This window comes from Rossellomorea sp. DA94 (assembly GCF_029834455.1).
GTDB lineage: Bacteria > Bacillota > Bacilli > Bacillales > Bacillaceae_B > Rossellomorea > Rossellomorea vietnamensis.
This window is the reverse complement of the sequence record NZ_CP122397.1, coordinates 3017309-3040330: the sequence shown is the minus strand read 5'-3', so window position 1 is coordinate 3040330 and position 23022 is coordinate 3017309. Positions and strand designations below refer to the sequence as shown.

Here is a 23022-nt window from a genome sequence, read left to right as displayed (position 1 = left end):
GGTTAGATGTTCTTTAAATATCACGCTTCTAAACGTTAAAATAAAATCACTGACAACTGAAAAGTGATCTGTACATTTTATATAAATCTGTGGTGATGATGTGAACGGCATAGACATCTATCCCGATGACAGCGTAAATAAAAGGATATGACGATAAAAGGAGATGTACTCAATGAAAAAGAATTTATTTCTGCAATTTGGATTTCAGTCTTTCATCAATGAAGCTGTAGAAGAACTGGGTTTCTATGAACCAACTGAAATTCAGAAAAAAATGATCCCTCTGATCTTAAAGGGACAAAGTGCGATCGGTCAGTCTCAGACGGGAACGGGGAAAACCCACTCGTATCTATTACCGATCATCGAAAAGGTGGATGCAGCTTCTGAGCAGGTACAAGCTGTCATCACTGCACCTACCCGTGAGTTGGCACAACAGATTTATCAGGAAGTACTCAAGATAACGAAGGCTACAGAGATCGTTTCCCGTTGCTATATCGGGGGAACGGACAAACAGAGGACGATCGAGAAGTTAAAGCATCAGCCTCATATCGTTGTCGGTACGCCGGGACGGATCAATGACCTGGTGAAGGACCAGGCACTATTTGTCCATACAGCGAAGCTTCTTGTAATCGATGAAGCTGATTTGATGCTTGATATGGGATTCATTGAAGATGTGGATCAAATCGCTGCGAAGATGCCTGAAAAACTACAGATGTTGGTGTTTTCTGCCACGATCCCAGAGAAACTGAAGCCGTTCCTGAAGAAGTATATGGAAAATCCACAGTATGCCCATGTGGAACCGGAACAGCTGTCGGCAAAAAATATTGAACACGTGATCGTCCCTTTGAAAAGCCGTGATAAAACCAATATGCTTTACAATATTTTAGTGGAGATCAATCCTTATTTAGGGATTGTGTTCACCAACACGAAGCAAAAGGCAGATGAAGTAGCCGATGCCCTGATTGCCAAAGGACTGAAGGTCGGCCGTATTCACGGTGATCTTTCTCCACGTGAGCGTAAGAAAATGATGAAACAAATTAGAAACCTGGATTATCAATATATTGTGGCGACAGACCTTGCAGCAAGAGGGATCGATATCGAAGGGGTCAGTCATATCATCAACTATGAACTGCCTCAAGATCTGGATTTCTATGTTCATCGTTCAGGCCGTACAGCACGTGCCGGGAATAGCGGTATCGCCTTCACCATTTATACGCCTTCAGACGAAGATGCATTGAATCGCTTGGAGAAGCTTGGAATCAGCTTTTCACATAGGGATATTAAAAAAGGCGAATGGTCCGAGCTGCCTCCTTTGAACAAACGTAAGAACCGTCAAAAATCGAACGTCGATGAAATCGATGAAAAGGCGAAATCATTAGTCCGTAAACCGAAGTCGGTTAAACCGGGCTATAAGAAGAAAATGAAATACAAAATGGATCAAATCAAGAAGCGGGAAAGAAGAATAAAAAACAGAAACAAATAAGTGTTTGAACGTGATTCATTTGTACACATTCGATACAATAAAGAGAGATTTTCTTAGGAGTTGAGAAGAATGGTTAAGATTGGATCCCATGTTTCCATGAGTGGAAAGAATATGTTACTCGCTTCAAGTGAAGAAGCCGTTTCATATGGTGCGAATACCTTCATGATTTATACAGGTGCACCACAGAACACGAGAAGGAAAAAAATCGAAGACCTGAATATCGAAGCGGGTCTTGCTCATATGAAAGAAAATGGAATAGAGGACATCGTCGTGCATGCTCCTTATATCATTAACATAGGCAATACGACCAACCCGTCTACATTCGAGTTGGGTGTCAATTTCCTTCGATCTGAAATGGAACGCACTGAAGCGCTCGGTGCAGGGCAAATCGTGCTTCATCCCGGTGCTCATGTAGGGGCGGGGGCAGATAAAGGAATCGAGAAGATCATCGAAGGTCTGAATGAAGTATTGACCAAGGATCATAAAGTTCAGATCGCCTTGGAAACAATGGCTGGAAAAGGTTCCGAATGCGGCAGGTCATTTGAGGAATTAGCTCAAATCATCAATGGAGTAAAGTTGAATGATCGATTATCTGTCTGCTTTGACACCTGTCATACCCATGATGCAGGATATAATATTGTAGAAGATTTCGATGGTGTATTGGAGGAATTCGATAAAATCGTTGGAATCGATCGCTTAAAGGTGCTTCATATAAATGATAGCAAGAATGAACGGGGAGCCGCTAAGGACCGTCATGAAAACTTGGGCTTCGGTCATATTGGATTCAAGGCACTGAATTATATCGTGCATCATCCGCAGCTGGAGGCAGTTCCTAAGATTCTGGAAACTCCATATGTAGGGGAAGATAAGAAAAATAAAAAACCTCCTTACAAATTCGAAATTGACATGTTGCGTAATCAAACCTTTGATGAAGATGTTTTAACGAAAATAGTAAATCAGTAAAGAGTGGAGGAGGTCATCTCTCAAGATTTGAGGAAGCCTCCTTTTTCTATACTATCTGATGAGCTGTAAAAAGAGCTGGTTGATTTCCTTTGCTTTTGTTGGTCCAATGACCCTGGCAAGATCTTTCACTAGTCTGCTTCTTTTCGTATCATCAAAAATGTTGATGTTTTTTCCTTTCACCTTGGCAACAATGCTTGTAGCCTGATCGGGGGTCAGTGAAATATTATATTGTTTGGCATACTTTAGCAGTTCATCATTTGTAATATGGTTGATTTTGTGATTGATCACATTTTGTAATAGCTTCATGTTTATCACTCCTCAACAGATACATATGTAGTATCCATCGAGAAAGTGACAATTTTATTAGAAAATAAACTGAAAGGAAAGGAATTGGCGATGACTCAAAGAGTACATAAGAAAGAAAGTCCCCTTCATTTCATTTACCGTCTATTCTTTATTACTATCGGAGCAGGGTTGGCAGCCGTTTCGATCGAACTGTTCCTTGTACCGAATAATATTATTGATGGGGGGATCATTGGTGTCTCACTGATCCTGAATTATTTGGTTTCTGATTCAATCCCTTTCCTTAATTTTTCAACCCTGTTGGTCTTACTCAACCTTCCTTTTATGTATTCGGGGTACAAACAAATAGGAAAGACGTTTGTCGTATCTTCTTTGTTTGCCATCGTCGCGTTGGCGATCATTGAAAGCCTCCTTCACCATATGGATCCATTTGTAACAGAAGAGATCCTTGCAACCGTCTTCGGCGGATTGATTCTTGGGGTGGGAGTAGGACTGGTCATCCGTCATGGAGGTTCGTTGGATGGAACTGAAATCTTAGGGATCCTTTTGACTAAGAAATTGCCATTCTCCGTCGGTGAGTTTGTGATGTTTATGAATATTTTCATCTTCGGATGGGCGGCATTTGTCTTTGGAATCGAAGAAGCCATGTATTCTGTCATGACCTATTATATCGCCTTCAAGACGATTGACACGGTCATTCAGGGAATGGATGAAACGAAAGCGGTCATCATCGTTTCGGATTATTATCTCGAAGTATCGGATGCCATCTTACAACGGCTTGGAAGAGGTACAACCATGTTGAAGGGGCGTGGCGGCTATACGGATAATGATAAAGAAGTCATTTACGTCGTGGTCACGAGACTTGAAGTGACGAAATTGAAATCCATCGTTTCGGATGTTGATCCAAATGCTTTCATCACGATCATGAGCACGCAAGAAACAAAAGGGGCACGTTTCAAATCTGCCATCCATTGATGTATTAAAATCGTCCCTTTATGGAATGAAAGGACCGCCCAAACAAGATGGCGGTCCTTTTTTGAATGACGAACGGAATCATTTACAATTGATGATGCATCCTGTATACTACCCTATGTACTTTTAAATCGGAATGATTCTTATAAAGAGAGATGATAAAGATGGATATGACAAATCCAGTGATAAAAATAGAAGATGTGAATTTCCGCTATGAGCGTGAAAGAGTGCTCGAAGATATTAATTTGAGCATACCAAGAGGTGCTTTTCTCGGAATTGTTGGTCCGAACGGTTCGGGGAAATCCACATTACTTAAGCTTGTCCTAGGCCTGCTTAGGGTGAAACAGGGGAATATTGAGCTGTTCGGGATCCCGCAGCATAAATTTAAACAATGGGATCGCATCGGCTTTGTATCCCAGAAGGCAAACAGCTTCAACACAGGATTTCCGGCTACTGTTTATGAAGTGGTGGCCAGCGGACTGGCGAAAAAGGCAGGTTTGTTCAAGCGGGTTTCAGCAGCATATAAGCAAGACGTGATTCAAGCAATTGAATCAGTCGGCATGGGTGAGTTCGCCAAACGGAATATCGGGGAATTATCAGGCGGTCAGCAACAAAGGGTCTTCATCGCAAGGGCCCTCGTGAGTCAGCCTGATGTATTGATCCTTGATGAACCGACAGTTGGAGTCGACAGCCGTAACGTTCAAAACTTCTACGATATGTTAGAAAGGTTGAACAAGGATTTAGGTATCACTCTTGTGCTGGTCACCCATGACATCGGATCGATTTCAAATAAGGTCACACATGTTGCCTGCATAAATAAACATTTACATTTCCATGGCAAAACAGAAGAGTTTGAAAAGCTCAAAGAAAATCAGCTTTCCTCTTTTTATGGTCATGATGTACATTTTTTGAATCATGAGCATGAACATCATCATTCATGATCGATCGGAGGGAAGAAAATGCTTCAAGCTATTTTTCAATATGAATTTTTACAAAATGCATTTCTGACAGGAATCCTTATCGGGATCATCGCTCCGTTACTGGGGGCCTTCATCGTGGTAAGGAGATTGTCCCTGATTGCAGACGCACTGAGCCACGTGACGCTCTCAGGCATTGCGGCAAGTCTGTATTTAAGCAAAACCGTTCCTGGGTTTTCAGGGTTGAATCCCCTTTACTTTGGAATGGCTTTCTCCGTGATGGGTTCCTTATTCATAGAACGATTAAGAATGGTATATAAGCATTACCAGGAGCTTGCAATCCCAATCATCCTGTCCGGTGGAATTGGGATCGGGGTCATATTCATTTCACTTGCAGACGGTTTCAACACGGATTTATTCAGTTATTTATTTGGGAGTGTCAGCGCGGTCAGCAGGGGGGACCTGTATCTGATTGCCGGGATCAGTATCCTTGTCATCGGAGTGATTTTCTTATTGTATAAGGAATTATTCCTTTTATCTTTTGATGAGGATCATGCAAAGGCATCTGGGATCCCTGCGAAAGCGATCCACTTTATCTTTATGATCATGGTCGCCCTTGTGATTGCCGCCTCCATGCGCATTGTGGGAATCCTTCTGGTATCATCTCTCATGACACTTCCGGTTGCAGCAAGTATCAGAATCGCGAACGGCTTTAAACAAACGATCGGATATTCCCTTTTATTCGGGGAAATTTCCGTCATCGTCGGACTAGTCAGCGCCTTCTATTTGAATCTTGCTCCGGGTGGAACGATCGTCATGACGGCCATCTTGATTCTCCTCTTGACGATCCTCATCAAGAAATTGAGGTCGTCTGGTCATTCTTCAAAAGGTGAGGTGTAGGAAATGAATGTAACGGAAGCCATGGATCTATTAAAAGCAAAAGGATATAAGCATACAGGGAAACGGCAGCAATTACTTGAATTGTTTTCAAGCTCGAATAAATATTTAACCGCGAGGGACGTCTTGGAGTATATGAAAGCCGATTATCCCGGCCTGAGCTTCGATACCATTTATCGTAATTTAAGCCTTTTCGTAGAGCTGGGCATACTGGAAGAAACTGAGTTATCCAGTGAAAGGCATTTCCGGATTACGTGTGAAAGTCATCATCACCATCATCACTTCATCTGTATGGATTGTGGGAAAACGAAAGAAATCCATACCTGTCCCATGGAAGTGTTGAAAGAAAATTTAGCTGAAACCGGCTATGATATATCAGGACATAAATTTGAAATTTACGGTAAATGTCCACAGTGTCAATAGGGATCCTTCGGGGTCTCTTTTTTCTTCGGAACATCTTCACGTGTTTAACCTTGTGTAAAGGAGGGGAAAAATAGGTATATAGAAGGAATATAGAGGAGATGTAGCCATGGAATCGGTCCCTTTCACACACTGCCCCACCAGTAAAAAAAATTGCGTCAGTACGATAGACCTTACGTCTTACCACAGAATCGCACCACTTCCCGTAAGCGGGGAAGTGGCAGATACGAAAGCAAGGATACACCAGACGCTGAATCAATTCGATCATGTAGAAATCAAGGAAGAAGGGACGCATTATGTGCATGCCGTCTTCACATCCAAGTGGATGAAATTCAAGGATGACCTGGAGCTTTTTATTGATGAAAGTACCCATCTTTTGCATTTTAAGTCGGCTTCACGCTTAGGGTATTATGATTTCAAAGTGAATCGGAAGCGCGTGGAACGATTTAAATCCTTATTTAATAACGCATAGAAAAAAGCCTCAAACGAGGCTTTTTTTCTATAATCAGCGTTGTTGCTGCAGCCAGTTCTGTACCCAGGAATCCGCTTCCTTCCAGTCATTCACACGAATGACCCCATCAGGGATCGGTTTTTGATTATAAGGCGTGTTGAATAACACAACAGGGATGGATAATTCTTCGGAGATGGCCACTGCATTATCGTGTTTATCCTCGAAGAAAATGTCGACTGCATGTTTTTTAGCAGTTGATATTTTATCGTGAGATCCGATTAATTCGATATGATGATACATAAGGTCCTGTGCATTGAACCATTTCTTCGTAATATCTATGAGGTCGGTTCGTCTTGCACTGATAAAATAAAGTTCGTGCTTCTCTTTCCATTGATCCAGGATCGTTTTTGCGCCGGGAGCAAGGGGAGACTCTTTGTAGATGAGCGGTTCTGCTTCTTTAAACCATTTTCCAAAGGTTTGAGGTGATATGTCCAAAACCTTTGTCAATTCGTATTGGGTGATGTCCTGTAAGGTTAAATTCAATTGAAAGTGATCATTTATATGAGGCAGTAAAGATTCAGGTGACGTAACTGTCCCATCAATATCGATTCCAAAACGTTTCATTCTTTATCATACTCCCCTTTATAAAAACTCCTTCAAGTTTATCACATTCCCCGTATTGAAATAACCTCGAAAAACAATTATTCATGAGAACGGCCTAAGCGCGATCGCACAGATAACAAAAATGACAAAGATTAGCATAGTAAAATGGCTGAACTGACACACAATAAGAAGGCTCCCAAACACAGAAAGTGAGGGATTGCTGTATGAGTGATGAACGACGCGAATTAAACAGCGTTGATCGAAATCTTCAAGATATCGACGTGTATTACGACAATCCGGAAACAGATGTGAGTAGAGATGATTACCGTGAAGAAACAGCAGCAGAAATTGCTGCTCCAATGAATGTGAGCCGCGACTTTGAAGATGATACCGCCGAAGATGCGACAACATCAGGGCGTGTGTTAGGATACTCTGCACTTGCACTATCCATTCTATCCTTATTTATTCTCCCGGTCATCATGGGGGCAGCGGGGATTGTCCTTGGGTTTGTGGCAAGGCGCAGGGGGGCTGAGATGCTCGGTGCCTGGGCAATCGGAATTGGGGCCGTATCGATAATCGTAGGATTATTTGTACTGCCGTTCTTTTAAACTAAATCGTTTTTCTTGAAATTGGGAGCGTTTCAGGAAACAAAAAAAAGAGGGCTGATCATGGATCAGCCCTCTTTCACGCACAGGGTCAGACTTGCTCCTGCTCTTTCTTTTCAGCTTCCTGCTTTGCAAAGTACTCTTCAGCAATCTTGTCAATTTCTTTCTTTAATTCTTCCACCATGGTCTCTTCAGGTACTTTACGGACCGTTTTTCCCTTACGGAATAGGAGTCCTTCCCCACGGGCACCGGCAATCCCGATATCAGCCTCTCTGGCTTCACCAGGTCCATTCACTGCACATCCCAGCACAGCAACCTTGATCGGTGCTTTAATCGTGGAAATGTATTCTTCCACCTCATTGGCGATTGAAATCAAGTCAATTTCAATACGACCGCAAGTCGGACACGAAATCAATGTAGCTGCATTTGCAGAGAGTCCAAATGATTTCAATAATTCCCTTGCCACTTTCACTTCTTCGACGGGATCCGCACTCAAGGAAATCCGGACCGTGTTACCGATCCCAAGACTTAAGATGGCTCCAAGACCAGCGGCACTTTTAACGGTACCTGCAAACAGAGTGCCTGATTCTGTGATCCCAAGGTGAAGCGGGTAGTCGAAGGCTTTCGCAGCTTTCGTGTAAGCCTCAATGGCTAAGTTCACATCAGAAGCCTTCATGGATACGATGATGTCATGGAAATCGAGGTCTTCAAGGATTTTAATATGGTGAAGGGCACTTTCCACCATTCCATCAGCTGTCGGGTATCCGTATTTCTCAAGGATTTTTCTTTCCAGGCTACCGGCGTTCACTCCGATTCGAATCGGGATGCCTTTTTCTTTTGCTGCCTTGACTACAGCCTCCACTTTTTCGCGGCGGCCGATATTCCCTGGATTGATCCGGATTTTATCAGCTCCGCCTTCAATAGCTTTCAGGGCTAATTTATAGTCAAAATGTATATCGACAACAAGTGGGATATTGATTTGCTTCTTAATATCAGCAATGGCGTCGGCTGCACGCTCATCCGGGCAAGCGACACGTACGACCTGGCATCCTGCTTCTTCCAGTCGGTGAATTTCTTTAACCGTTGCTTCAACATCATGGGTTTTGGTCGTGGTCATACTTTGGATGACCACTTCGTTATTACCGCCGATCGTTAAATTACCTACTTTGACAGGACGTGTTTTTGTACGATGTATAATTTCACTCAAGTGTAATTCGCTCCTTTAGAAAGGTTCTCAAAGTTTCATTATAAGTAATACGAAGCTATTGTAACAGTGTTTTGTGTAAAATGACAAGAAATAGGTGTTTAAGACATGTTCAAGCTATTGATAATTGGGTATTTTATAGGTTTTCCCTATTTGAATCTTGTCAGGTGGGACATCATTCAATTCTTCAAAGTCGGTGATCACCCGGTCGATGGAAACGGGAATGGATCCATCAAGAAGATCTTCCACAAGGCTCAATACGGTATCGCCCGGCTTCACTTCCATTTCCACATATGGAAGGGAGGAGGGACCTTCACCCCTTTGAACAGGTTCCTGTGGGAGTTTCCCTTGATTTCCATTCACCAGGGGCTCGGAGGAGGCGACGGTCGCTTCTTTATACAGCAGACGTAACGTCCCCTTATTTAAGTCATAATAAACACTGTATAGAAGAATGATAATACCAAAGAAAATTGCCATTCTTTTCATCTGAATTTCCTCCCGATTAGTGTGATGTCTGAATGGAACAATGAAGGAGTTGTATGATATGAGAGAGAAACTTCTCCCATTTGTGATCGGTTTACTGCCCATACTGATGGTACTGGGGAATTCAATGCTGATTCCCATTCTTCCTGACATTGAAGAAGACTTGCATTTAGGGAGCAGATGGTCGGGATTCATTTTAAGTTCATTTACAATCCCTGCAGCTTTGGTGATACCCTTTACAGGGATATTGTCTGATCGCTATGGGCGTAAACGGTTGATCAGCATTTCGTTATGGATCATGATTCTCGGGAGTATATTGTGTATCTTCAATGGAGGGCTCATTAGCCTCTTTATGCTCGGAAGAGGACTGCAAGGTGTCGGTGCAGCAGGGACGATGCCTCTCGCAATGGCATTGATCGGTGATCTTTATCAAGGGGAGGAGCGCTCAAGGATGCTTGGTTCATTGGAGGTATTCAATGGGATCGGCAAAGTGGCAGCTCCACTTATTGGTGCCACCCTCGCCCAACTCGTTCGTTGGGATCAGTCTTTTTGGGTCTTCCCCGTGATTTCTTTCGTGATCTTAGTCGGTCTGCGACAAACAGTCGAATCAACTAAAGGTGTTCGGAAATTGGATGTGAAGGAATTCTCTGCCGTTTTTTTATCAAAGGGCAGGCTGCTGATCCCTCTCTATGTCATCGGGGGAACCGGTTTATTTTTATTATTCGGCATTCTCTTCTATCTTTCCTACCATATTGAAAATACTTTTCATATTGATGGGTTTTTTAAAGGATTTTCGTTCATTTTTCCCCTTGGAGCGATGACGATCTGTTCGTATTGGTGCGGAAAAAGACTGAAGACTGATGAGGAATTGGGTTGGACCTATTTGAAATGCGGGCTAATCACCATGAGCATCCCATTAGGATTATTGATCTTTTTTTCTTCATTGGGATCTTTGATGTTTTTTCTCACCCTAAGCTTTGGGGGATTGGGATTGATGCTTCCTGTCATCAATACCTTCATAACGGGAAGCGTATCTGAACAAGAAAGGGGAATGGTTGTCAGCCTTTATGGTGCTGTAAGATTCGGCGGGGTGGCTTTGGGTCCTGTCGCCTTTGGGGTATGGAAGCAGGATCCAACACAAATGTATATTATCACATTTGGATTCACATTGATGAATATCCTCCTGTTTGCCCTGTTGGCTATACGGACAAAAGGAGAGGCTCGTACTGAAATCCAACAGACCTTTGGAAAAAGTCCCCGTTAAGTGGAAACGGGGACTTTATTTATTGGCGTTTTTTCCTTTGGGGTATTTCTTTCACTACTAAATACAGGATGACGGTGATGACAAACCAGTCCAATATTGGAGCAGCGGGAATCCTGGTTTGTAATAATTCCATTAGGGTAAAAAATACGGTAGAAACCGTAGCCGAATAGGCGGTGATGCGAAAGCTTTGGCGATATGGTACATTTCGTTTCAGTACATTAGCAAATGTAACACCGATGATGGCGAAAATGGTTATTTTCAAGAATGTCATTCCGGAGGTGAACACGTAAAGAATGCTTAATGCCACAGGGATCAAAATCCATTTCAGGTCCTTGAGAGAATTCAGGATGTCGAGTAATCCATCCTCTGTTACAGTGCTATCACCAAACAACGTATAAGACGAGGATTGGACATGTCCCTGGCTGATGACCACAAAGTCATTCTTAAGGAAGGCGACCGTGTTTTCATTCCTGTCAAGGTTCCCTTCTTTCATTTGACCCGTATCATCCAAGATGATGGTCATGCCTTCTTTCTCAATGGTCACGGGCCCGGAATGATCAGAAGTCAAGGTGCCGTTCTCAATCGAAAATGATGGCAATTCTTTATCCAGAGAATCCTTTAATGTATCCAGGGCATTGGTTGCGAACGATACAAATTGTACGGCCACAGGAATGATGGATATAAGAGCAAGTAAAAAAATGAAACGGATCGTCTTGCCAATTCCCTGGAAACGGAATTTTGCAATATCTTTTGGGGAATAGATACTTTTATACAATTGCTGAAATACATTCATTTCGTTTTTTTCTCCTTTCGTGCATACCCTATCTATTTTAAGCTTGTCTTCATACTTTCATCAAGTAAGTCTTCGGAAGCATTTATAATGAGTATCATTTGTAACATAAATGTAATAAAAGTCGAGTTTTATTAACCTATTGTAAATTTGGGGTAAAAAGTATTTACGTAAGCCCCGTTATATATTAAAAATGATATGGGGTTTTTGTTGTTTAATGTCGAAAATATATGTAGGGGTTGAAAAAATGGAATTAAATTGGCAGGAAATGTTGTTTCAGTTCTTTGGAGGACTAGGTATTTTCCTCTTTGGGATAAAGTATATGGGGGACGGCCTTCAGAAGTCAGCCGGTGAACGCCTCAAGGAAATCCTTGATAAGTTCACGACCAATCCGTTCATGGGAGTGCTGGCAGGGGTTTTTGTTACCGTCCTGATCCAGTCGAGTAGTGGTACGACGGTTATCGTTGTCGGGCTGGTAAGTGCCGGTTTCATGACCCTAAGACAAGCAATCGGGGTCATCATGGGTGCCAATATCGGTACGACGGTGACAGCCTTCATCATTGGTGTGGACGTAGGGGAGTATGCCCTTCCGATCATTGCCGTAGGTACCATCTTATTATTCTTCTTCAAGAATAAAAAAGTCCACAACGTTGGACAAATGATCTTTGGCTTCGGTGCCTTATTCTATGGGCTCGAATTAATGGGTGGAGGAATGAAACCTTTACGCTCATTGGAAGCATTCCATGATTTGACCGTCAGCATGAGTGATAATCCGATTCTTGGAGTGGTAGTCGGTACGTTGTTCACCGTGGTTGTACAAAGTTCTTCTGCCACAATCGGTATCCTTCAGGAGCTGTACAGCTCAAACCTGGTAGACTTACAGGCAGGACTGCCTATCTTATTCGGGGATAACATCGGGACAACCATCACAGCGGTATTGGCTGCACTGGGTGCGTCAGTCGCTGCCAGACGAGCTGCGGCGGTGCATGTACTCTTTAACTTAATCGGAACAACCATATTCTTGATCATATTGCCGTTATTCTCAAAGTTTGTCGTATTTCTACAAACTACATTCAACCTGAATGAGCCAATGACCATTGCATTCGCTCATGGTACTTTCAATATAACGAATACTATCATTCAATTTCCGTTCATCGCCGTATTGGCGCTGATCGTAACGAAGTTGATTCCGGGTCAGGACTCTATCGTGGATTATAACTCGAAACACCTGGATCCTGTATTCATCGAACAATCTCCTTCCATTGCGTTGGGGCAGGCAAAAGAAGAAGTTCTCCGCATGGGGACATTTGCCGTTAAAGGGTTACAAGAAACAAATGAGTTCTTGAAGACAAAGAGCTCGAAAAATTCAGAAGCAGCATATCAAATAGAAGGTGCCATCAATAACCTCGATAAGAAAATCACGAACTATCTTGTTGATCTATCATCTTCTTCCCTATCGGAATCTGAATCCGAGCGTCATTCGATCCTGATGGATACGGTTCGGGATATTGAACGCGTGGGTGATCATTTTGAAAACATCGTTGAGTTAGTTGAATATCAGCAAGCCAACAAAGTGAAAATCACCGAAGATGCCATGTCCGATCTTGAAGTCATGTTCAATTTGACGATTGAAACAGTTGAAAAAGCGATCAAGTCTCTGGATTTGAACGACACTGAAATTGCAAGAGAAGTGGCGGAGAAGGAAGACCAGATCGATAAAATGGAACGTAAGCTCCGCAAACAGCATATCCTGCGTCTGAACGAAGGGAAATGTTCGGGTCAAGCTGGTATCGTATACGTAGATATCATCAGTAATCTAGAACGTATTGGAGATCATGCCGTCAATATTGCTGAAGCAGTATTGGGAGTAGAATAAGTTTCTTTCCTGACCTCTTTGAAATTTGTCAAAGGGGTCAGTTTTTTTTATACTCAAAAGGGGGTGTTGAAACGTGGACATCGTTTACTGGAGTATCATTATCATACTCATGATTTTATCGTTTGTCGGGCTTGTGTATCCGATTTTGCCAAGTGTCGTTTTCTTAATGGGCAGCTTTCTGCTGTATGGGGTGTTTTTCAGCTTTGAACCATTCAGCTGGTTGTTCTGGACGATAGAGATTCTGTTTGTCGCCCTCTTGTTTTGTGCCGATTATATGGCGAACCTGATCGGTGTCAAAAAGTTCGGAGGCTCGAAGGCAGGAATATGGGGAAGCACGATCGGACTGCTCATTGGTCCATTCGTCATCCCTGTCATAGGAATATTGATTGGTCCCTTCCTCGGAGCCGTCATAGGAGAATGGATCGTTCACCGGTCTAACCTGAAGTCGGCAGTGAAAGTGGGGATAGGGTCTGTAGTAGGATTTATCTCAAGTGTCTTCACAAAAGGAATCATTCAAATCGTCATGGCCATTTATTTCTTTATGGTCGTGTGAAGGGACTCACCACTATTTATGACAGCCTACATAACATGAAATATATTTAATGTTTATTGGGCATTTTATTCTTGTAAGAAAAAAGTGAGAGATTGAAGGCAAAATATTTGAACAGATATAGTAGTTTTGGTAATCTTATACTGAAACGGCCTGAATATAGCTATTCAGGAAACTATACATAGGGAGGAATTTATAATGGCTTACGAATTACCGCAATTACCTTACGCATATGATGCATTAGAACCTCATATCGACAAGGAAACAATGAACATCCACCACACTAAACACCATAACGCATATGTGACGAAAGTAAATGATGCACTTCAAGGACACGACGATTTATTAAGCAAATCCATTGAGGATCTTGTTTCTAACTTAGACGCTGTTCCTGAAGGTGCTCGTACGGCAGTTCGCAATAATGGTGGCGGTCACGCTAACCACTCTCTATTCTGGACGGTATTATCTCCGAATGGTGGAGGCGCTCCATCTGGAGAGTTAGCAGATGCCATCTCTTCCAAATTCGGAAGCTTCGATTCATTCAAAGAAGAATTCGCTAATGCTGCTGCAACACGCTTCGGCTCAGGCTGGGCTTGGCTTGTAGTGAATAACGGTGAATTGGAAGTAACAAGCACACCAAACCAGGACAGTCCTTTAATGGAAGGGAAAACGCCTGTTTTAGGTCTTGATGTTTGGGAGCATGCTTACTACCTGAACTATCAAAACCGTCGTCCTGATTACATCAGTTCATTCTGGAACGTTGTAAACTGGGATGAAGTAGCGAAGCGTTATTCAGCTGCCAAGTAATTTTATGAATAAGGTAAGAGAGGTTCTTTCAGGAACCTCTCTTTTTTTTGTATAAGTTCCTTCCCTTTTTCACAAGATAGGGGTACGTTAAAGGGGAGTTTTACACATGAGCAGCTTTAAAAGAATATTAGGTGACATTGATTTAACGAAAGATCTGACTTTGCTCCTGTTGATCGGGGGATTATACTCCTTGAGTATTGCCCTCTCGAACACATTTGTGAACATCTACTTATGGAAACAGTCAGGTGAATTCATTGATTTGGGTGTCTATAATTTAACCGTTGTCATCTTTCAGCCCCTGACATTTATTTTAGCTGGAAGGTTGGCAAAGAAAGTGGACCGGGTGATTGTATTACGCTTCGGTGTTATTTTTTTGGCTCTCTTTTACATATCCGTTTTGGCATTCGGAGAATCGGCAGAAGATTATCTTGTCGTGTTGGGAGCGTTACTAGGGATCGGCTATGGTTTCTACTGGTTAGCCTTCAATGTGTTGACGTTTGAAATCACAGAACCTGAAACAAGGGATTTCTTCAATGGCTTCCTCGGTACTCTGACGTCTGCCGGGGGGATGATAGGACCGATCCTCGCCGGTTTCATCATTTCAAGGTTTGCTTCCTTCAAGGGGTATACCATTGTATTCGGAATCTCTCTGTTTCTTTTTTTCCTCGCGGTTATTATGAGTTTCTTCCTTAAGAGGCGGCCGGCATCCGGACGCTATCTTTTCCTTAGGATTCTCGAGGAAAGAAAGCACAATCACAATTGGCGTTCCATCACCAATGCCCACTTTTTCCAGGGGCTGAGGGAAGGAACCTTTATCTTTATCATATCGGTGTTTGTATTCATCAGTACGGGAAGTGAATTTGCCATCGGTACCTTTGGTTTGATCAACTCAGGCATTGCCTTTGTGGGCTATTATGTCGCTTCCAGGGTCATAAAGAAACAATTGAGGAAACGCGCCATCCTACTAGGTGGTATCCTTCTTTATCTGGCCATTTTCCTGATCGTATTTGATGTCACGTATACAAAATTATTGCTTTATGCAGGTGTCATTGCCATTGCCTATCCCATCTTGTTGGTTCCCTATATCTCTATGACATACGATGTGATCGGTACGGGATGGAACGCAGCTGAAATGAGGATTGAGTACATAGTCGTAAGGGAAATCTTCTTGAACCTGGGAAGGATCGTCTCAGTCCTTGCTTTCATTGTAGCCGTGACTTTCTTTAATCAGGAAGAGAGCATCCCGATACTTCTATTGATACTTGGGGCAGGACATACACTGATTTACTTATTTGTACGGAAAGTCGTGCTGCCTTTATAAGGGACTTACTACAAAGAGAGGGAAAGATTTCCTCTCTTTACTTATGGCTAGATTATCCCTGACATTTTCTATAAAATAAGGGGAGGGTTAAGATGATTCTGTTCCCACCTTGTTTGCTATCCAATCAACCAGGAACGAAACAAGGGCAGAGAGAGATTTTTACATAGAGGAAGGGCTGGAAGACTTGAAAAAAAATAAGAGAAAAAGAAAGACGCATGTTCCCGTCAGGATGAATCTGCTGTTTTTTGCTGTGTTCTTATTATTTTCCCTTCTTGTACTTAGACTTGGACTTGTTCAGATCGTGAATGGGGAAAGCTATAAAAAAGAAGTGGAAAGAACCGAAGACGTCGTGGTCAATACTGGTGTGCCACGCGGGAAAATGTATGACCGTTATGGGAATGTGATCGTCGACAATATTCCGCTGAATGCCATTACGTATACACGGGCAAATAATACGAAGATCGATGAAATGATCGAAGTCGCCTCCATGCTATCCCGGTTCATCGAAAAAGATACAGGGGACGTGACAGAGCGGGACAAAAAGGATTATTGGATCATCAAGCATCCTGAAGCAGCCGATGCAAAAGTTTCGGACAGGGAAATAAAAAAGTTCCAAAGCAATGAAGAACTGTCTGAAGATGACGTGAATAAAAAAGTGTATCAGATGAGACTCGACCGGATTACCGAGAAAGAACTGGATTCCCTCACTGAAAATGACCTTGAAATCATCGCCATTTATCGTGAGTTCTCCAGTGGCTATGCGCTTAATCCGCAGATTGTGAAGAATGAAGGAGTCACTCCGGAGGAATTCGCAACGGTCAGTGAGCATCTGAGTGAACTTCCAGGTGTCAACACGACGACAGATTGGAAGCGTTCCTACGTATTTGATGATACGTTACGGACGATTTTAGGGAACGTGTCCTCTTCAAGGGAAGGATTGCCAAAGAATTTGGTGGATTCCTATTTAGCTCAGGATTATAACCGGAATGATCGCGTAGGTAAGAGCTATGTAGAACTTGAATATGAAGATGTCCTCCAAGGACAAAAGGAACAGATCAAGAACGTAACCAAAGGCGGAAGTGTGCTCGAATCCGTCCTTGTTCAACAAGGACAGAGAGGTAAGGATATTGTCCTTACCATCGATATGGAACTTCAGCGGGAAGTCGAAAAAATAATCGAAGAAGAATTAAGCAAACAGATTGTCCACCGGGACGCATCTCCAGATCTTGACCGGGCATATGTCGTCATGATTGACCCGAATACCGGGGAGATCCTGGCCATGGCAGGTAAACAATATGTCAAGAATCCTGAAACGGGTAAGTACGAAATGCGGGATGCTGCACTAGGGACATTTACATCTTCCTATGAAGTAGGTTCCGTTGTGAAGGGCGCTACGGTATTGACAGGATATATGACCGGTAAATTGACACCGGGTGAGGTTTTGATTGATGAACCGTTAAGGATCAAAGGGACTAATCCGAAAACATCCTGGTTCAATAAATACCAGCAAATCCCGATGACCGATTTATATGCTCTGGAGAAGTCCTCCAACGCCTACATGTGGAAGGTTGCCTTGAAAATAGCCGGGGGCCGGTACGTACCGAATGAGCCGATCGTGAACAACCCGGCAGCGTTCGATGTGTTCAGGAATCACTACGCTCAATTTGGTTTAGGTGTCCCGACAGGCATCGACCTGCCCGGTGAATCTGCCGGTCTTACAGGAACCAAGACAGATCCCGGTTTCTTACTTGACTTGGCGATCGGTCAGTTTGATACGTACACCACCATGCAGCTGGCACAATATGTTTCTACCATCGCGAACGATGGTTACCGTGTACAGCCTCATATTATGAAGGAGATAAGGGAACCGACCAATGAAAAGGAAAGCCTCGGTCCCATCCTGTTCGAGAAAGAGACGAATGTACTGAATCGAATTGATGCCACACAGGAACAGATCGAACATGTCCAAAAAGGTTTCTACCGTGTTTATCATAACCCTGAAGGAACGGGTTACTTATTCCATGATGCTCCTTATAATGCAGCGGGTAAATCCGGAACAGCCGAGACGTATATTGACGGGGAACTGAGTTATAACACCACATTGATCGGTTATGCGCCTTACGATAATCCTGAGGTGGCCTATGCGACTGTGGTACCCGCCTCTCATATCCAGGCAAGCGGCGTGGCCGATCCATATGTGAATAAGTACATCTCCAGACGGGTAATGGATAAGTACTTTGAATTGAAGAAGAAGCGTGCCGAAGAAGAGAAGGATCCAACTTCCGTAAACAAGAAAGTCGAGAATGCGGATGAGGCAGAAGAGCAAATGCAGAAGGAAAGAGAACAGAATAACTAATGTAACAAGCTGATTCATGGGGAAATGGTTCCATGAATCAGCTTTTTTTATTGTGAATCATAACATTAATCCATGAATGGGCATCATACATTCATGAAAAAAAGACATTATTTTAAGTACGTACATAATTTATCAAACATTGTTCAATACTAGTGTTAATAAGGGTTTAAAGCTTTTATGAACCGCGGAATCATAAAAAAAATGTCGAATTTACAAAACCTTTACAATCGATTAAAACACCATTAACACTCATCTATTAATCTAGTACTCGTAGGACAAAACAACCAATATTCTAGGGGGAATTAAAGAATGAAGAACTTCAAGAAATACGGTCTGCTTTTAATCATCGCAACGCTAGTAGCATTTGCAGCTGCATGTGGGAATGGAAGCAGCACAGATGAAAATGCTGGAGACGACAAAGAAGGTTCAAAAACAGCTTCTGGTTCAATCGTAGTTTCAGGTTCTTCTGCAATGCAACCACTTGTTGCAGCAGCAGCTGAAGAATTCATGGCAGAAAATCCGGATGCAGATATCCAAGTTAATGCTGGAGGATCTGGTACAGGATTATCCCAAGTTTCTGAAGGATCAGTTCAAATCGGTAACTCGGACGTTTTCGCTGAAGAAAAAGAAGGAATTCCGGCGGACGAGTTAGTTGACCATAAAGTAGCGGTTGTAGGTATGACAGCTGCAGTTAATCCTAATGTTGGTATTGAAGACATTTCAAAAGAAGATCTTAAAAAAGTATTCACTGGTGAAATCAAGAACTGGAAAGAGCTTGGTGGGAAAGATCAAAAGATCACTCTTGTAAACCGTCCTGATTCTTCTGGTACTCGCGCTACATTTGTAAAATTCGGTCTTGATGGAGAGACTCCTGCTGAAGGAATCACTGAAGATTCTTCAAACACTGTAAAGAAAATCATCAACGAAACTGATGGAGCAATTGGTTACCTTGCTTTCTCTTACTTCACAGATGACAGTGTAACTCCATTAGCAATCGATGGTGTTAAAGCAACTGACGAAAACGTACAAAAAGGTGATTTCCCAATCTGGGCATATGAACACTCTTACACTAAAGGTGAGCCTGATGGTCTAGCTAAAACGTTCCTTGACTACATGATGAGCGAAGATGTTCAAAGTGGTTTACTAAAGGATCAAGGTTACATTCCTTCTACAAAAATGGAAGTAGAGCGTGACGCTGAAGGAAAACAAACAAAGAAGTAAAAGATGAATCAATTAAATAAATTGATAGGGTAGATGCTCGAGGGCATTTACCCTATTATCTCGTATTTAGGGGTGTTTATGGATATGGAAAACAAGCTACCTGCCTCAAAGAGGCTGATCAAAAGCAATAAATCTTGGATGAACGGTGAATTTAAGGGAAGATTCTTAGTGACATTAAGCGCAGTCATCATGATTGCCGCAACAATTTCCATCACCATTTTCTTAACTTCAAAAGGGTTGCAATCATTTATAAAAAATGGTGTAAGTCCAATTGAGTTCTTAACCAGTCCAGATTGGAGTCCTACAGGAGAAAACCCGATGTATGGCGCTTTGCCTTTCATTTTTGGATCATTTGCTGTTACGATTCTTTCTGCTTTAATTGCAGCACCGCTCGGAATCGGAGCGGCGATCTTTATGACGGACATCGCACCGTCATGGGGAAGGAAAATCATGCAGCCGATTGTAGAACTCCTTGTAGGGATTCCTTCCGTTGTTTATGGATTTATAGGACTTACAGTATTGGTTCCATTCATTCGTAACCATACATCCGGTATCGGATTTTCATTATTAGCCGGAATGATTGTATTATCCGTGATGATCCTTCCTACCATCACAACCATTGCCACAGATGCCATGAGCTCATTGCCGAAAAGTCTTCGCGATGGATCATATGCATTAGGGGCAACAAGATGGCAAACGATTAGAAAAGTATTAATCCCGGCAGCATTGCCAACTTTATTGACAGCAGTCGTACTGGGTATGGCGAGAGCATTTGGTGAAGCACTAGCTGTTCAAATGGTCATAGGAAATACAAGAGATCTTCCTCAAAGTATAGTAGATGCGTCGGCAACGTTGACCACGATCATAACGCTGAATATGGGGCATACCACTTATGGAAGCGTGGAGAATAACACGCTATGGTCGATGGGTCTTATCCTATTAATCATGTCCTTCGTATTTATCTTATTAATCCGCTACTTATCATCGAGGAGGAAAGTCTAATGAATAGTAAGAGAGCAGACAAGATCGCCACTGGCGTGTTCATTGGAATCGCAACAGTCATTATCGCCCTTTTAGTGGCTCTATTCTCATATATTCTGGTGAAGGGTTTACCATATGTAACGTGGGACTTCCTTACAACCCCATCCAGTGCAGTCCGTGCCGGAGGAGGGATCCGGGATCAATTATTTAATTCATTCTATATCCTGATCATCACGATGATTATTACGGTGCCTCTCGGTGTCGGCGGAGGCATCTATATGGCTGAATACGCCAAGCCTGGCAAGATCACGAATACCATCCGTTCTTGTATTGAAGTACTGGCCTCATTACCATCTATCGTCATTGGAATGTTTGGACTATTGGTGTTCGTAAATACAACGGGTTGGGGATATACCATTATAGGTGGAGCCCTGGCACTTACGGTCTTTAATCTTCCTGTATTGGTTCGTGTTAGTGAAGATGCCATCAGAAGCGTACCGCGTGAGTTGAAAGAAGCGAGCCTTGCTCTTGGGATCACCAATTGGCACACCGTTAAAACCGTGCTCATCCCGGGTGCATTCCCGTCTATCCTGACAGGAGCGATCCTTGCATCGGGTCGTGTATTCGGTGAGGCTGCTGCTCTATTATTCACAGCCGGCCTGTCGACTCCCAGATTGAATTATATGGATTGGAATCCAGTTTCGCCTACGTCACCATTGAATCTTTTCAGACCGGCGGAAACACTGGCTGTTCACATTTGGTCAGTCAACACACAAGGATTGATTCCCGACGTAGACGAAAAAGCAGCTGGAGCCTCAGCCGTCTTGATTCTTTCAGTGTTGATCTTTAATCTGGGTGCACGTTTCATCGGAAGCTACATTCATAATAAAATGACAGCGACAAAATAATAGAAGGTGTGATAGTACATGTCGGTTCAATTAGAAACGAAACAGAAGCGCTCTTCAAGAGTGGCGGATGAAATCAAAAAAGAGACCATCATCGATGTTCAGAATTTAGATTTCTATTACGGGGATAATCACGCCGTTAAAAATATTAATATGGAAATCGAAAAAAATGCTGTAACAGCTTTGATCGGCCCTTCCGGTTGCGGGAAGTCAACCTTCTTAAGAACGGTTAACCGCATGAATGACCTGGTTCCTATTGCCCGTGCAGAGGGGAAGATCATGTATGAAGATGTGAATCTTCTAGGTAAGGACATTGATGTAGTAGCTCTTCGCAAAGAAATCGGGATGGTTTTCCAGAAGCCGAATCCATTCAGTAAATCCATATACGAAAATATTGTTCATGCATTGAAATTCTCTGGAATCAAAAAGAAGAGTGTTTTGAATGATCTGGTAGAGGAAAGTTTGACAAAAGCAGCACTATGGGATGAAGTTAAAGACCGCCTCCATACTTCGGCACTCGCACTATCCGGTGGACAGCAGCAGCGTTTATGTATTGCAAGGACGATTGCTATGAAACCGACTGTCATGTTATTGGATGAGCCAAGCTCAGCACTTGATCCAATTTCAAATGCAAAAATCGAAGAATTGATCACCGATCTAAAGAAAGAGTACACGATTGTCATTGTGACCCATAATATGGGGCAGGCATCCCGTGTTTCTGATAAAACGGCATTCTTTTATAATGGTGATTTAGTGGAATTCGACCAAACCGAAAAGATTTTCACCAATCCATCAGAAAAAAGGACGGAAGACTATATTTCAGGGCGTTTCAGTTGATCATTTAGTTGGAGGGGTTTCGCGTGTCAGTAGCTACAACGAAAAAAACGGCATTTAATGTAAACGACTTAAATTTATGGTATGGAAATAACTATGCGTTAAAAAACATTACATTTCCTATTTATGATAAAGAGGTCACAGCGATCATCGGACCATCCGGATGCGGAAAATCGACATTCGTTAAAACATTGAACTTAATGAATCGTTCGGTCCCTGGGATTAAAATGTCCGGAGAAATCAATTTTGACGGGACGAATATCCTTTCAGACAAGGTTGATTTAGTTGAATTGAGAAAAAAAGTGGGGATGGTGTTCCAAAAAGGAAATCCATTTCCCCAAAGCATTTATAACAATATTACGTTCGGTCCGAAAGTGCATGGAGTCAAAAAGAAAAAAGAGCTTGATGAAATAGTGGAATCCACTTTAAAGAGTGTTGCATTATGGGACGAAGTAAAGGATCGATTAGATGCCCCGGCCATGGGTCTTTCAGGTGGTCAACAGCAGCGTCTGTGTATTGCCAGGGCACTTGCGACAAAGCCTGAAATCCTTTTGATGGACGAACCGACATCGGCTCTCGATCCCATCTCTACTGTCAAAATCGAAGAGCTGATTGGTGAGCTCAAGAAACAATATACGATTGTCATTGTGACTCATAATATGCAGCAGGCAGCAAGGGTTTCTGATAAAACAGCCTTTTTCCTATTAGGGGACTTGATTGAGCTGGACGAAACGGATAAAATATTTTCTAATCCCAGTGACAAACGAACGGAAGACTATGTGTCGGGTCGATTTGGATAAAGTGCGCGTTAAAAGAAAA

The 23022-nt window shown here is 42.6% G+C and carries 24 protein-coding genes; 19 read left to right on the top strand and 5 right to left on the bottom strand.

What is annotated here, in order from left to right; all coding sequences use genetic code 11:
- Nucleotides 1–172: 172 nt before the first annotated feature.
- Together P8596_RS15910 and P8596_RS15905 are read left to right on the top strand one after the other, a co-directional pair.
- Nucleotides 173–1480 carry a DEAD/DEAH box helicase gene (locus P8596_RS15910; RefSeq protein WP_279724333.1) on the top strand — a complete coding sequence of 436 codons (1308 nt, stop codon included), beginning with the start codon at nucleotides 173–175 and terminating at the stop codon, nucleotides 1478–1480.
- A 69-nt stretch (nucleotides 1481–1549) separates the two neighbouring features.
- A complete protein-coding gene (locus tag P8596_RS15905; RefSeq protein WP_034757549.1) occupies nucleotides 1550–2443 on the top strand; it encodes a deoxyribonuclease IV in 894 nt (297 codons plus the stop codon).
- Between the two features lie 51 nt (nucleotides 2444–2494).
- On the opposite strand, the gene P8596_RS15900 is transcribed toward P8596_RS15905, so the two are convergent.
- Entirely contained in the window at nucleotides 2495–2749 is a 255-nt protein-coding gene (locus P8596_RS15900) for a DUF2624 domain-containing protein (protein ID WP_034757552.1), read from the bottom strand.
- Nucleotides 2750–2839: 90 nt separating this feature from the next.
- On the opposite strand from P8596_RS15900, the gene P8596_RS15895 reads away from it, so the two are divergent.
- The 5 genes from P8596_RS15895 (at nucleotide 2840) to P8596_RS15875 (ending at nucleotide 6424) form a co-directional block, all read left to right on the top strand.
- Complete coding sequence (locus P8596_RS15895) at nucleotides 2840–3721, top strand: YitT family protein (RefSeq protein WP_034757554.1); 882 nt, start codon at nucleotides 2840–2842, stop codon at nucleotides 3719–3721.
- A 161-nt stretch (nucleotides 3722–3882) separates the two neighbouring features.
- The gene (locus P8596_RS15890) at nucleotides 3883–4659 is read left to right on the top strand and encodes a metal ABC transporter ATP-binding protein (protein ID WP_279724332.1); all 777 of its coding nucleotides are present in this window, start codon (nucleotides 3883–3885) and stop codon (nucleotides 4657–4659) included.
- An 18-nt stretch (nucleotides 4660–4677) separates the two neighbouring features.
- Nucleotides 4678–5535, top strand: coding sequence for a metal ABC transporter permease (locus P8596_RS15885; protein WP_224519503.1), 858 nt, complete (start codon nucleotides 4678–4680; stop codon nucleotides 5533–5535).
- Between the two features lie 3 nt (nucleotides 5536–5538).
- Entirely contained in the window at nucleotides 5539–5955 is a 417-nt protein-coding gene (locus P8596_RS15880) for a Fur family transcriptional regulator (RefSeq protein WP_034757562.1), read from the top strand.
- A gap of 106 nt (nucleotides 5956–6061) precedes the next feature.
- On the top strand, nucleotides 6062–6424 hold the full coding sequence (locus P8596_RS15875; protein WP_224519504.1) for a DUF1499 domain-containing protein: 363 nt from the start codon (nucleotides 6062–6064) through the stop codon (nucleotides 6422–6424).
- A 33-nt stretch (nucleotides 6425–6457) separates the two neighbouring features.
- Here the strand turns inward: P8596_RS15875 and P8596_RS15870 are convergent, their stop codons facing one another.
- Nucleotides 6458–7027 (bottom strand): hypothetical protein, encoded by a 570-nt coding sequence (locus tag P8596_RS15870; RefSeq protein ID WP_279724331.1) that lies wholly within the window; start codon nucleotides 7025–7027, stop codon nucleotides 6458–6460.
- Between the two features lie 203 nt (nucleotides 7028–7230).
- Here P8596_RS15870 and P8596_RS15865 point away from each other — a divergent pair, with 203 nt between their 5' ends.
- Nucleotides 7231–7614, top strand: a complete 384-nt coding sequence (locus P8596_RS15865; protein WP_279724330.1) for a DUF4190 domain-containing protein — start codon at nucleotides 7231–7233, stop codon at nucleotides 7612–7614.
- An 88-nt stretch (nucleotides 7615–7702) separates the two neighbouring features.
- Here the strand turns inward: P8596_RS15865 and ispG are convergent, their stop codons facing one another.
- Together ispG and P8596_RS15855 are read right to left on the bottom strand one after the other, a co-directional pair.
- Nucleotides 7703–8809: a flavodoxin-dependent (E)-4-hydroxy-3-methylbut-2-enyl-diphosphate synthase gene (gene ispG, locus P8596_RS15860; protein WP_156030040.1), complete on the bottom strand. Its 1107-nt coding sequence runs from the start codon at nucleotides 8807–8809 to the stop codon at nucleotides 7703–7705.
- Between the two features lie 123 nt (nucleotides 8810–8932).
- The gene (locus tag P8596_RS15855; RefSeq protein WP_224519506.1) at nucleotides 8933–9301 is read right to left on the bottom strand and encodes a hypothetical protein; all 369 of its coding nucleotides are present in this window, start codon (nucleotides 9299–9301) and stop codon (nucleotides 8933–8935) included.
- 58 nt (nucleotides 9302–9359) lie between these two features.
- On the opposite strand from P8596_RS15855, the gene P8596_RS15850 reads away from it, so the two are divergent.
- On the top strand, nucleotides 9360–10562 hold the full coding sequence (locus tag P8596_RS15850; RefSeq protein WP_279724329.1) for an MFS transporter: 1203 nt from the start codon (nucleotides 9360–9362) through the stop codon (nucleotides 10560–10562).
- A gap of 19 nt (nucleotides 10563–10581) precedes the next feature.
- Here the strand turns inward: P8596_RS15850 and P8596_RS15845 are convergent, their stop codons facing one another.
- A complete protein-coding gene (locus P8596_RS15845) occupies nucleotides 10582–11355 on the bottom strand; it encodes a DUF1189 domain-containing protein (RefSeq protein WP_279724328.1) in 774 nt (257 codons plus the stop codon).
- A 244-nt stretch (nucleotides 11356–11599) separates the two neighbouring features.
- Between P8596_RS15845 and P8596_RS15840 the strand changes: the two genes are divergently transcribed.
- From P8596_RS15840 to pstB (P8596_RS15795), 10 genes are all read left to right on the top strand, one after another.
- Entirely contained in the window at nucleotides 11600–13228 is a 1629-nt protein-coding gene (locus tag P8596_RS15840) for a Na/Pi cotransporter family protein (RefSeq protein ID WP_061811242.1), read from the top strand.
- A 73-nt stretch (nucleotides 13229–13301) separates the two neighbouring features.
- On the top strand, nucleotides 13302–13781 hold the full coding sequence (locus tag P8596_RS15835; protein WP_279724327.1) for a DUF456 domain-containing protein: 480 nt from the start codon (nucleotides 13302–13304) through the stop codon (nucleotides 13779–13781).
- Nucleotides 13782–13976: 195 nt separating this feature from the next.
- Nucleotides 13977–14585, top strand: coding sequence for a superoxide dismutase (locus tag P8596_RS15830; RefSeq protein ID WP_034757581.1), 609 nt, complete (start codon nucleotides 13977–13979; stop codon nucleotides 14583–14585).
- 106 nt (nucleotides 14586–14691) lie between these two features.
- Nucleotides 14692–15906 carry an MFS transporter gene (locus P8596_RS15825; protein WP_034757583.1) on the top strand — a complete coding sequence of 405 codons (1215 nt, stop codon included), beginning with the start codon at nucleotides 14692–14694 and terminating at the stop codon, nucleotides 15904–15906.
- Between the two features lie 229 nt (nucleotides 15907–16135).
- Nucleotides 16136–18262, top strand: coding sequence for a peptidoglycan D,D-transpeptidase FtsI family protein (locus P8596_RS15820; RefSeq protein WP_279727015.1), 2127 nt, complete (start codon nucleotides 16136–16138; stop codon nucleotides 18260–18262).
- Nucleotides 18263–18571: 309 nt separating this feature from the next.
- Nucleotides 18572–19483, top strand: a complete 912-nt coding sequence (locus P8596_RS15815) for a phosphate ABC transporter substrate-binding protein (protein ID WP_279724326.1) — start codon at nucleotides 18572–18574, stop codon at nucleotides 19481–19483.
- A 78-nt stretch (nucleotides 19484–19561) separates the two neighbouring features.
- Complete coding sequence (gene pstC, locus P8596_RS15810) at nucleotides 19562–20485, top strand: phosphate ABC transporter permease subunit PstC (protein ID WP_224519512.1); 924 nt, start codon at nucleotides 19562–19564, stop codon at nucleotides 20483–20485.
- Nucleotides 20485–21372 (top strand): phosphate ABC transporter permease PstA, encoded by an 888-nt coding sequence (gene pstA / locus P8596_RS15805; protein ID WP_034757612.1) that lies wholly within the window; start codon nucleotides 20485–20487, stop codon nucleotides 21370–21372. The genes pstC and pstA overlap by 1 nt, the downstream gene beginning before the upstream one ends.
- Nucleotides 21373–21390: 18 nt before the next feature.
- On the top strand, nucleotides 21391–22206 hold the full coding sequence (gene pstB, locus P8596_RS15800) for a phosphate ABC transporter ATP-binding protein PstB (RefSeq protein ID WP_034757615.1): 816 nt from the start codon (nucleotides 21391–21393) through the stop codon (nucleotides 22204–22206).
- Nucleotides 22207–22229: 23 nt separating this feature from the next.
- On the top strand, nucleotides 22230–23003 hold the full coding sequence (gene pstB / locus P8596_RS15795) for a phosphate ABC transporter ATP-binding protein PstB (RefSeq protein WP_079531736.1): 774 nt from the start codon (nucleotides 22230–22232) through the stop codon (nucleotides 23001–23003).
- The last annotated feature ends 19 nt before the right edge of the window (nucleotides 23004–23022 follow it).